At 64.9% G+C, this 9,910-nt stretch carries 10 protein-coding genes; 2 read left to right on the top strand and 8 right to left on the bottom strand.

Features of this window, described 5'->3' with window-relative positions:
• The first annotated feature begins 79 nt into the window (after positions 1–79).
• Positions 80–1,105: a DNA polymerase III subunit delta gene (gene holA / locus RMO81_RS11315; RefSeq protein WP_310475981.1), complete on the top strand. Its 1,026-nt coding sequence runs from the start codon at positions 80–82 to the stop codon at positions 1,103–1,105.
• A gap of 197 nt (positions 1,106–1,302) precedes the next feature.
• Here holA and RMO81_RS11310 read toward each other — a convergent pair whose 3' ends face one another.
• From RMO81_RS11310 to RMO81_RS11285, 6 genes are all read right to left on the bottom strand, one after another.
• Positions 1,303–2,172, bottom strand: a complete 870-nt coding sequence (locus RMO81_RS11310; protein ID WP_310475979.1) for a ParB/RepB/Spo0J family partition protein — start codon at positions 2,170–2,172, stop codon at positions 1,303–1,305.
• A 23-nt stretch (positions 2,173–2,195) separates the two neighbouring features.
• Positions 2,196–2,972, bottom strand: a complete 777-nt coding sequence (locus RMO81_RS11305; RefSeq protein ID WP_310475978.1) for a ParA family protein — start codon at positions 2,970–2,972, stop codon at positions 2,196–2,198.
• Positions 2,969–3,589, bottom strand: coding sequence for a 16S rRNA (guanine(527)-N(7))-methyltransferase RsmG (gene rsmG / locus RMO81_RS11300; protein ID WP_310475977.1), 621 nt, complete (start codon positions 3,587–3,589; stop codon positions 2,969–2,971). The genes RMO81_RS11305 and rsmG overlap by 4 nt, the downstream gene beginning before the upstream one ends.
• Position 3,590: 1 nt before the next feature.
• Positions 3,591–5,435, bottom strand: a complete 1,845-nt coding sequence (mnmG, locus tag RMO81_RS11295) for a tRNA uridine-5-carboxymethylaminomethyl(34) synthesis enzyme MnmG (RefSeq protein ID WP_310475975.1) — start codon at positions 5,433–5,435, stop codon at positions 3,591–3,593.
• Between the two features lie 250 nt (positions 5,436–5,685).
• Entirely contained in the window at positions 5,686–6,990 is a 1,305-nt protein-coding gene (gene mnmE, locus RMO81_RS11290) for a tRNA uridine-5-carboxymethylaminomethyl(34) synthesis GTPase MnmE (protein WP_310475973.1), read from the bottom strand.
• A 38-nt stretch (positions 6,991–7,028) separates the two neighbouring features.
• Positions 7,029–7,277, bottom strand: a complete 249-nt coding sequence (locus tag RMO81_RS11285) for a DUF6489 family protein (RefSeq protein ID WP_310475972.1) — start codon at positions 7,275–7,277, stop codon at positions 7,029–7,031.
• A 148-nt stretch (positions 7,278–7,425) separates the two neighbouring features.
• Between RMO81_RS11285 and RMO81_RS11280 the strand changes: the two genes are divergently transcribed.
• Positions 7,426–8,403: a quinone oxidoreductase gene (locus RMO81_RS11280; RefSeq protein WP_310475971.1), complete on the top strand. Its 978-nt coding sequence runs from the start codon at positions 7,426–7,428 to the stop codon at positions 8,401–8,403.
• A gap of 219 nt (positions 8,404–8,622) precedes the next feature.
• On the opposite strand, the gene RMO81_RS11275 is transcribed toward RMO81_RS11280, so the two are convergent.
• Together RMO81_RS11275 and RMO81_RS11270 are read right to left on the bottom strand one after the other, a co-directional pair.
• Positions 8,623–9,276, bottom strand: coding sequence for a YjbE family putative metal transport protein (locus RMO81_RS11275; protein ID WP_310475970.1), 654 nt, complete (start codon positions 9,274–9,276; stop codon positions 8,623–8,625).
• Positions 9,277–9,317: 41 nt separating this feature from the next.
• On the bottom strand, positions 9,318–9,910 hold a 593-nt coding region (locus RMO81_RS11270; protein ID WP_310475968.1), incomplete at its 5' end, for a peptidase dimerization domain-containing protein.

Below are 9,910 nucleotides of genomic sequence, written 5' to 3'. Positions count from 1 at the left end.
TCCACCGATATCGCCCGCCAGATCAGCGCCCGCCTGGCCCGTTACGCCCGCGCCGCAAAAGGCTGATGAAGGCTGAAACATGAAGGTCGACGGGGCTCGCATCGCGACCATTGCCCGCGCCTGGCCCGCCGATGTGCGGCTAGTGATCCTGCATGGCCCTGACGAATCTGCCTCGCGCGATATGGCGGGCCAGGTCGCGGCCGGGCTGGGCGCCGGTGTCACCGTCACTGAATTGGCCGGCACCGCACTGAAGGCTGATCCGCAGGCGCTGCTGGCCGCCGCCACCAGCCTTTCGATGTTTGGTGACCGCGAACTGGTACGCGTCGATGGCCTCGACGATGATGCGCTGCCGGCCGTGGAAGCGCTGCTCGAAGGCCCGTCCGGCCACCCGGTGCTGGCCGTTGCCGCCGCCTTCAAGAAAGGCAGCAAGCTGCTGACGTTAGCTGACAAACATCCTGCAATCGCGGCCTGCATCAATTACGAAGCATCCATGCGCGATGCCGGCCGGCTGCTCGCCGAAATGGCAGCGCCGCTTGGCCTGCGCTTCGATCGCGGCGTGCCCGAAGCCCTGTTCGAAAGCGCCGGCGGTGATCGCATGATCATGCGCCGCGAGCTGGAAAAATACGCTCTCTACAAGGATGCCAGCCCGCAAAGCCCGCAACAACTCACCGCCGATGACCTCGCCGCGCTGGGCATCGCCACCGGTGAAGCAGAGCTGTTCGCCCCCATCGCCGCCATCACCACCGGCGATGTCGCTGAAGCCACCGACCTCATCGGCCGTCTGCCCGACGGCACCGCGATCCCGCTGCTGCGCGCCCTCGAACGCCGCTTTGCTCAACTCACCCAGCTGCGCGTCGAAGTCGATGGCGGCGACACGCCGGCGGCCGTCGTCGAAGGTCAGGGCAAATCCATCTTCTGGAAAGAAAAACCATTCATTATCAAGGCGCTTTCACTCTGGACCCAGCCAGCCCTCGCCGCCGCAATGGGTGAAATCCTCGCCGCCGAACGTGCGGTGAAAGCCAGTGGCAGTTTGGCTGACCTCGGCGCCCAGCATTTGTTGCTCGATCTGACGCGCCGCGCTGCAGTCGCTGGCCGTCGTCGCTGATTCGGAGACAGGAAGAGCCTCCGGCGGGCAGGGGCTGAGCCCCTGCACCCACTTTCATTTTTTGGCTGGGGCTCAATGCCATAAATAGCGCCGCAGGCAGACGTTTCTTGCCTGCGGCGCTGTTTTCGGTGTCCGGCTCCGCCTCAAAGCAAACGGGTGCAGGGACCGCGTCCCTGCCCGCCGGAGGCCATTTCTCCTTAAGCCACGCCGAGTTTGCTGCAGAGCAGGTCGAGTTGATCGAGGTCGGCAAAGCGGATGGTGAGGCTGCCGCTGCTGGCTCCGGGGGCCACTTGCAGGGCGACCGGCATGCCGAGGGCTTCGGCGAGCTGCTCTTCGAGCGCATCGCTGTTGGGGTCGTTGGCCGCAGTGGCGGGAACGGTGCGGTTGGCTTTGGGCTTTGCCTTGCCGCCAGAGACGAGGGCTTCCAGCGCGCGGACAGACAGGCCTTGTTTTACGGCGCGTTCTGCCAGGGCTTCGGCGTCGGCCGCCCCAACCAGGGCGCGGGCGTGGCCCATGGAGAGAGCGCCCGATTCAACCAGTGTTTGCACGGCGGCGGGCAGATCAAGCAGGCGCAGCAGGTTGGTTACATGGCTGCGTGACTTGCCAACGATATCGGCGAGCACGGCCTGGGTGTGGCCGAAATCGGCGATGAGCCTCTGGTAGCCGCGGGCTTCTTCGATCGCATTGAGGTCGGCGCGCTGGATGTTCTCGATCAGGGCAATTTCAGCGACTTGGCCGTCGTCGAGCCGGCGAACGACCACCGGCACCTCATGCAGCCCGGCCGCTTGGGAGGCCCGCCAGCGCCGCTCGCCGGCGATGATCTGGTGGCGTCCATTGAACGGACGAACGAGGATGGGTTGCAGCACGCCATGCGCTTTCACCGAGGCAGTGAGCTCGGCCATGGCGGCTTCATCGAATTGGCGGCGGGGCTGGCCGGGGTTCGGCATGATATCAGCCACCGGCAGCCGCACCACGCCGGGCGAAGTGACGGTTGCTGGTGCCGCGATATCGTCCAGCAGAGCCGAAAGGCCACGACCAAGGCCGGACTTGCGTTTGTTGTCGGTCATTTGTCCCTCATCATCCGGCGCATTCATCCCGCCAGTGCCAGCGGGCCGTCGATGCGGGCCAGAAGTTCCCGCGCCAGCGCCACATAAGCTTCGGAGCCGGCGCAGCGGCTATCATAGATCAGTGCCGGCAGCCCGTGGCTGGGCGCTTCCGACAGGCGAACATTGCGCGGCACCATGGTTTCGAGCACCTTTGCACCCATCACCGCCCGCACATCGTTGCACACCTGGTCGGAAAGCCGGTTGCGGCGATCGACCATGGTCAACACGATGCCGAGCAGCTCGAGCCGGCGGTTGAGCCCGGCCTTCACGCGTTCGATGGTGCTGAGCAGCTGGCTCAACCCTTCGAGCGCAAAAAATTCGCTCTGCAATGGCACCAGCACGGCATCGGCAGCGACCAGCGCATTGACGGTCACAAGGCCAAGCGACGGCGGGCAATCGATGATGACAAAATCCTGTGGCGGCAGGCTGGCCAGCGCATCGGCAAGACGGTGAGCGCGGCGATCGGCATCGACAAGTTCCACCTCTGCGCCCGCCAGGGCGGCATTGGCGGGCAGGATCAACAGGCCGGGAATAGCGGTTTGGCGCAATGCTTCGGCGGCCGGAACGCCATCCACAAGCACTTGATAAATTGAGGGCTCGCGATCCTTGCGGCCAATGCCCAGGCCCGTGGATGCATTGCCTTGCGGATCGGCATCAACCACAAGCACACGCTTGCCGATGGCGGCCATCGCAGTGGCAAGATTGACGGCGGTGGTCGTCTTGCCGACTCCGCCTTTCTGATTTGCGACCGCGATGATCATCGGCGTTTAACCCCTTTCGCGACCACGATGCGGGCATCGGAATCGGTGCGGCTGGGAATCAGCTCATGATCAAAGTGGAACTGCTTGGCGGCGCTGGCAAGCTCTTCCTGCGCGCGCGCGCCTTTTGGCAAGATCCAGCGCGTGCCGCTGCCGGCAAAGCGCAGGCCCCAATCGAACAGCTTCTCGAGGCTGGCGGCGGCGCGGGCGGTGATGATATCAAATTTGCTGCCGGCCATTGCCTCGACGCGGACATTGGCGATCGTCACATGGCCGGCGGTGTCCGTTTCGTGGGCCACAGTGCTCAGAAAGCGGCATTTCTTGGTGACCGATTCGACAAGCGTGATGTTGGATTCGGGATCAAGGATTGCGAGCACAAGGCCGGGGAAACCGCCACCGGCGCCGATATCGAGCCACGACTTGCCCGTACCGGAAATCGCCAGCAGTTGGGCCGAATCGCGGAAGTGGCGATCCCAGATGTGCGGAAGAGTGGACGGCCCGACAAGATTCATGCGCTGCTGCCATTCGGTAAGCAGTTTTGCATAGCGGTCGAGCTTGGCCAATGTTTCACGTGAAACATTGAATTCAGCCACAAAGGCCGTGCGGGCGTCGTCGCTCATCTCAGGCTGCCCTACGGGTGGTGTGCGGGAGCAGGGCGATCAGGGCGGCTGGGGTGATCCCCGGCACGCGGCTGGCAGCGCCGAGGGTGAGAGGGCGAGCACGGCCAAGGCGTTCGGTCATTTCCTTGGAAAGGCCGGCCACGGTTGCGTAATCCAAATCGGCTGCCAGGGTTAGTCCTTCATCACGGCGCAAGGCAGCGACTTCGGATTCTTGCCGGACAATGTAGGACGCATAATTCGCATCCACGGCCAAGCTGTCGAGCAGGTCGTCCGGCACCATTGTCAGTTCCGGCCAAACGCGGCGGGCCGCTTCGCGGGTGACGGCCGGAAACCGCAGCCAGTCGAACAGACTGCGCGACTGGCCATCCTGGCGTACTTCGATGCCGTGGCTGGCGAGCTGGTGTGGCGTTGCAGACAGGCTGTCCAGCAATGCGCGGGCGGCTTCGCGCTTTGATTGTTGCAAAGCAAAGTCGTCGGCCTGCGCCGTCGGGATCAGGCCCAGCGATAGGCCGAGGGACGTCAGACGCTGATCGGCGTTGTCCGCCCGCAGCCGCAGGCGATATTCTGCGCGGCTGGTGAACATGCGATAGGGTTCGACGACACCGTGGGTGGTGAGATCGTCGACCATTACGCCGATATAGGCCTGGGTGCGATCAACCGTGAGCGGCGGCAGGCCTAGCGCGCCGGCGGCGGCATTGGCACCGGCAACCAGTCCCTGCGCGGCGGCCTCCTCATAACCCGTTGTGCCGTTGATCTGGCCGGCCAGGAACAGGCCCGGCACATCCTTGGCAGCAAAGCCCGGCGTCAGCGCGCGCGGATCGACATGGTCATATTCGATGGCATAGCCGGCACGCAGGATGCGAGCACGTTCGAGCCCTTTGATCGAGGCAATGAACTTCTCCTGCACATGCAGGGGCAGCGATGTCGAAAGGCCGTTGGGATAGATTGTGATGTCGTCGTAACCCTCCGGCTCCAGGAAGACCTGGTGGCCATCGCGGTCGCCAAACCGCACCACTTTGTCTTCGATGGACGGGCAATAGCGAGGCCCAACCGAATCGATGTGGCCACCGTAAAGCGCCGATTCGCCGAGATGGTGGCGGATGATGTGATGCGTTGCGGCGTTGGTGCGGGTGACAGCGCAGGGAATCGGCGGTCGGCCATTGGCCTTGCCAAAGCGGCTGAAGCGCGGATCATCGGCATCGCCATGCTGCCAACCCAGCACCGCCCAATCGATGCTGCGGCCATCAAGGCGTGCCGGCGTGCCGGTTTTCAGCCGGCTCACCGGCAGGCCCATGGCGCGCAGTGCCTGGCCCAGATCGCTGGCCTGTGCGCCGACGCGGCCACCGGCTTCGCGGGCCGCACCAATGTGCATCATGCCGCCAAGGAAGGTGCCGGTGGTGAGCACCACGGCGGGCGCGTTCAACCTGCCCAGCGCCGTTTCCACACCCGTGATACGGCCCTGCTCGCGAACCAGGCCTTCAACGGCCGTCGCAATGATGGAAAGCGTCGGCAACTCCGCCAGCACCTCAGCCATGGCGGAACGATACAGGGCCCGGTCGACTTGGGCGCGCGGGCCGTGTACGGCCGGGCCCTTCGAACGATTCAGCAAGCGAGATTGCAACCGCGCGGCATCGGTGACCCGGCCCATGATGCCGCCCAGGGCATCAATCTCGGTCACGAGATGGCCCTTGCCGATGCCGCCAACCGCCGGGTTGCAGCTTAACGTGCCGGGATCGTCAGCGCGCAGCGTCACCAACGCAACGCGGGCACCGCGCCGCGCGGCGGCGGCGGCGGCCTCGCAACCGGCGTGGCCGGCGCCGACAATGATCACGTCGAAATCGTGCATGACGGCTTCCATAGCGATTCGCGGACGATGTTTCACGTGAAACATGGTGGGTGAGGTAAGAGGGAGCCTCCGGCGGGCAGGGGCTGAGCCCCTGCACCCACTTTCGATTCTGGCAGGCCCTCTGGTTTCAATGGTCAGCGCCGCAGGCTATCTTCATTGTTCGCGGCGTTGAACAACGCTTGTGGTGCGCGGGCTGCCCGAAATCAAACGGGTGCAGGGACTGCGTCCCTGCCCGCCGGAGGCTCAATTCTCACTTCCCGATACAGAAGCGGCTGAAGATCCGGTCCAGTACATCATCAACGCCAACCCGCCCCGCGATCCGACCAAAGGCGTGGGCGGCGGCACGGAGCGATTCGGCGCGGAGGACGGGTTCAGGGGCGAGGGCGGCGTCGCGCAGGGCGGCCCCAGCGTCGGCGAAGGCGGCGCGGTGGCGGGCGTGAGCGAGCAGTGCCGGTTCGCCGGGGCGGGTGGCGGTGTGCGCCCAGGAGGACAGCCAGTCACGCAACGGGGCCATGCCGGCGCCGGTTGTGGCAGAAACGGCCAGCGCGCCCAGCGGCAGATCAGGTTTGGCGAGATCGCATTTGTTGAGCAGCAACAACTGGGGCGGGCCATCGGCGGGCGGTGGCGGCCAGTGCGGCGCGTCGGCGCTGGCGACGCTGATGACGAGATCGGCGCTGGCGGCGCGGCGGCGGGCGCGGGCGATGCCTTCGGCTTCGATGGGATCGGTGGTGTCGCGCAGGCCGGCGGTATCGATAAGCACGGCGGCGATCCCGTCAAGATCGACGGGCACTTCGATGGCGTCGCGCGTGGTGCCGGCGATGGGCGTGACGATGGCGGCATCCCGCATCGATAATGCGTTGACCAGGCTTGATTTTCCGACGTTCGGTGGCCCGGTGACGGCGATGGTGAGGCCTTCGCGGATGCGGGCGGCGCGGGCTGAATCGGCGATCAGGCCGTCCAGTTCATCGGCCATGGCCAGCAGCTGATGGCGGGCGGCTTCGTCCAGCCGTTCGGCGACGTCGGCTTCGTCTTCGGCAAAATCGAGGCCGGCTTCGGCTTCGGCCAGCAGTATCAGGCAGCGTTCGCGCCAGTCATCCGCCAGCCGGCCAAGGGCGCCGCCGGCCAGGGCCAGGGCCTGATCGCGTTGGCTGGCGGTTTCGGCGTTGACCAGATCGGCGAGTCCTTCGACCTGGGCCAGATCCATGCGGCCATTGGCGAAGGCGCGGCGGGTGTATTCACCGGGCTCGGCGAGTCGGATGCCGGGCAGCGCGGTGAGCGCGGCGAGGACGCCGGAGATGACCGCGGGGCCGCCGTGCAAGTGGAATTCTACAAGGTCTTCGCCGCTGGCGCTGGTGGGACCAGGGAAGACGGCGACGAGAGCTTCATCGAGCAAGCTGCTGCCGTCGTGCAGCCGGCACAGGCTGAGGCGGCGCGGTGGCGGCACCCGGCCTGCCAAGGCCCGCACGGCGGCAAAGGCGGCCGGGCCAGACAGTCGGATGACGGCGAGCGCTGCCGGCGGGCGGCCGCTGGCCAGCGCCGCAACAGTGTCAGTCATGGTGTGTCGGTCATGGTGTGTCGGTCATTGGGCTGGGTTCAGCCTTGTTGCTTGCCGGCCGCAGAGCTCAGCCCGGCCATCATCAGTTTCTGCCATTGTTCGAATCCGCCGGCGATACCCGGGGCCCAATTCTGCATCATGCGCTGCCAATCGGCGGTGCTGATGCCTTCGGTCATCGCGGTTTTCATGCGATCGAGATAGACATCGTGCAGGGGCTGCAGATCGGGCAGACCAAGGAAGGCGCGGGCTTCTTCCGGCGTGCAATCGATGTCGAAGCTGATTTTCATGGCCGCAATGCCTCTTTTCCTTGGCTTGGATCACGCTAGTGTAGCGGTGGGGAGCGGTAATCGGCAAGGCGATGCTGAGTCGGATATCTGGTTTATTAAAAACAACGAGTTACCGCGCAGCATTGGCGCAGCATGAAGGGGATTGGGCATGAAAGCGATCCGGATCGATGCCAGTGGTGGCCCGGAAGTGATGCAGTGGCAGGATATCACGTTGCCGCCGCCGGGGCCGGATGAGGTGCGGCTGCGCCACACGGCCATCGGGCTGAATTTCATCGACACTTATCACCGGTCGGGCCTTTATCCGATTGGTTTTCCGTCTGGGTTGGGGCTGGAGGCGGCCGGCGTGGTGGAAGCGGTGGGCGAGGGTGTGACGCTCACCGAGGGCACGCGGGTAGGCTATTGCTGGGGGCCGATTGGCGCCTATGCCACGCACCGCAACATCGCGGCGGCAATGCTGGTGGAGCTGCCCGATGGGGTGAGCGATGAGATGGCGGCGGCCGGCCTGCTGAAAGGCTGCACCACAGAGTTTCTGATTGAGCGTTGTGCCGAAGTGCGGCCCGGCGATACGGCACTGGTGCCGGCGGCGGCAGGCGGCGTGGGCCTGTTGCTGGTGCAGTGGCTGAAGCTGGTGGGCGCGCATGTGATCGCCGTGGCGGGGACGCCGCAGAAGCTGGCGCTGGCGGCAGCATATGGCGCGGATCATGGCGTGCTCGACACCAGTGATGTTGCCAAGGAAGTGCGGGCACTCACTGGCGGGCCCAATAGTGCTGGGGGCGTGGACGTGGTGTTCGACGGCGTTGGCAAGAACAGCTGGGAATCCAGCCTGGACAGTTTGAAACGGCGCGGGCTGATGATCAGCTTTGGCAATGCGTCGGGGCCGGTTGCGGGCGTCGATCTGGGCATATTGGCGCGCAAGGGATCGCTGTTTGCGACGCGGCCGACGCTGTTTGACTATTATACGTCGCCCGAGGAGCGGCAGGCTCATGCCGGGCGAGTGCTGCAATTGATGGCTTCTGGCGGCCTGAAGCTGGCGATCAACCAGCGTTACAAATTGGCCAATGCCGCCAAGGCACACGAGGATCTGGCGGCGCGGCTGACGACCGGATCGACGGTGTTGATCCCCTGATGCCAAGCCCCAGAGATTGCAGCCTTTTAGCGGGTTTTAATTGGTATGGATTGAAGAACCAGGGAGCAAAGCCTCCGGCGGGCAGGCCAGAGGCCAGCACTCAATTGTTTTTCCGCCCTATATTCCCAACCTTATTCGTCAGACGCACGCCAACGAAAGTGGGTCCAGGGGCTCAGCCCCTGGCCGCCGGAGGCACCTTTGCCCGGTAATTCCCTGCTATTACATGCCGATCATCGGCTGCACCACCGGCGCCATTTCCTGCATGCCTTCCCAGATCATCTTGAAGGCGACATAGACGATCACCACCAGGCCGACATAGGCGATCCAGCGGTAACGTTCGATATATTGGGCGATGATGTTGGCGGCGATGCCCATCAGGGCGACCGAGAGCACCAGGCCGGCGATCAGGATATCGGGGTGTTCGCGCGCGGCACCGGCGACGGCCAGCACGTTGTCGAGGCTCATCGAGACGTCGGCCAGCGCGACGCTCCAGGCGGCAGCGGCAAAGCTCTTGGCTGGCGGCGGGGCATCGGTGGCGATGAAATCATCCTTGTCGCCAGGTGCATCGATGAAGGCGCTGCGTGGGTTGATTTCGCGCCACATGCGCCAGGCCACCCACAACAGCAGCAGCCCGCCGGCAAGGATCAGGCCGACGATCTGCAGCAACTGGGTGACCATCAGCGCAAAGATGATGCGCAGCACCAGTGCGGCGATGATGCCGATCAGGATGACTTTCTTGCGCTGGGCCGCCGGCAGCCCGGCCGCAAGCGCGCCGACGACAATGGCATTGTCCCCCGCCAGCACGACGTCGATCAGCACCACCTGGCCAAAGGCAGACAGGGCTTCGGGGGCGAACAAGTGTGCGAGATCCATGGCGCCGATGTAGGGTGTTGCTGCGACCAGCGCCAGAGGGACTATTGGGGATTTGCCAGCACGGCGACCAGATCCGACAGATAATCACGGCCCTGCATCAGGCTTTGCACGCTGATGCGTTCGTTCAGGCCATGAATACCGTTGCCATCGGCGTCGATCATGGTGCCGGGCGCGCCATATACCGGAATGCCGATCGGGGTGATGTAGATGGCGTCGGTGGCGCCCGTGCTCATCATCGCCAGCATCGGCACGCCGGGGAAGTGTTTGGCGGCGATGCTGGTCATCGGGCCGATGATCGCCGGGTTCAGCGGGGTGGGCTTGGCGACCGGGCGGATCGGCAGTTTGAGGCTGACGCTCACCTTGGTGTTGGCGATGATCTTTTCCAGATCGGCCTTGAGCGCATTGGGATCGGTGCCGGGGAACATCCGGCAGTTCACGTTGGCGCGGGCGCGCTGGGCCAGGGCGTTTTCGGCGTGGCCGGCTTCCAGCAAGGTGGTGACGCAGGTGGTGCGCAGCACGCTGTGATTGGTCGGGTCCATCGAAACGATGCGATTGGCTTCGGCATCGGCTGGGTTGCTGAGCAGCCGGGCCATGGCGGGGCCAACGGGATCTGGCATCACCTTGGCCAGCGTGG

It is taken from the genome of Sandarakinorhabdus sp. (assembly GCF_031422795.1).
Classification (GTDB): Bacteria; Pseudomonadota; Alphaproteobacteria; order Sphingomonadales; family Sphingomonadaceae; genus Sandarakinorhabdus.
The sequence above is the reverse complement of the archived record's forward strand: the minus strand, read 5'-3'. Positions and strand labels throughout refer to the sequence as shown.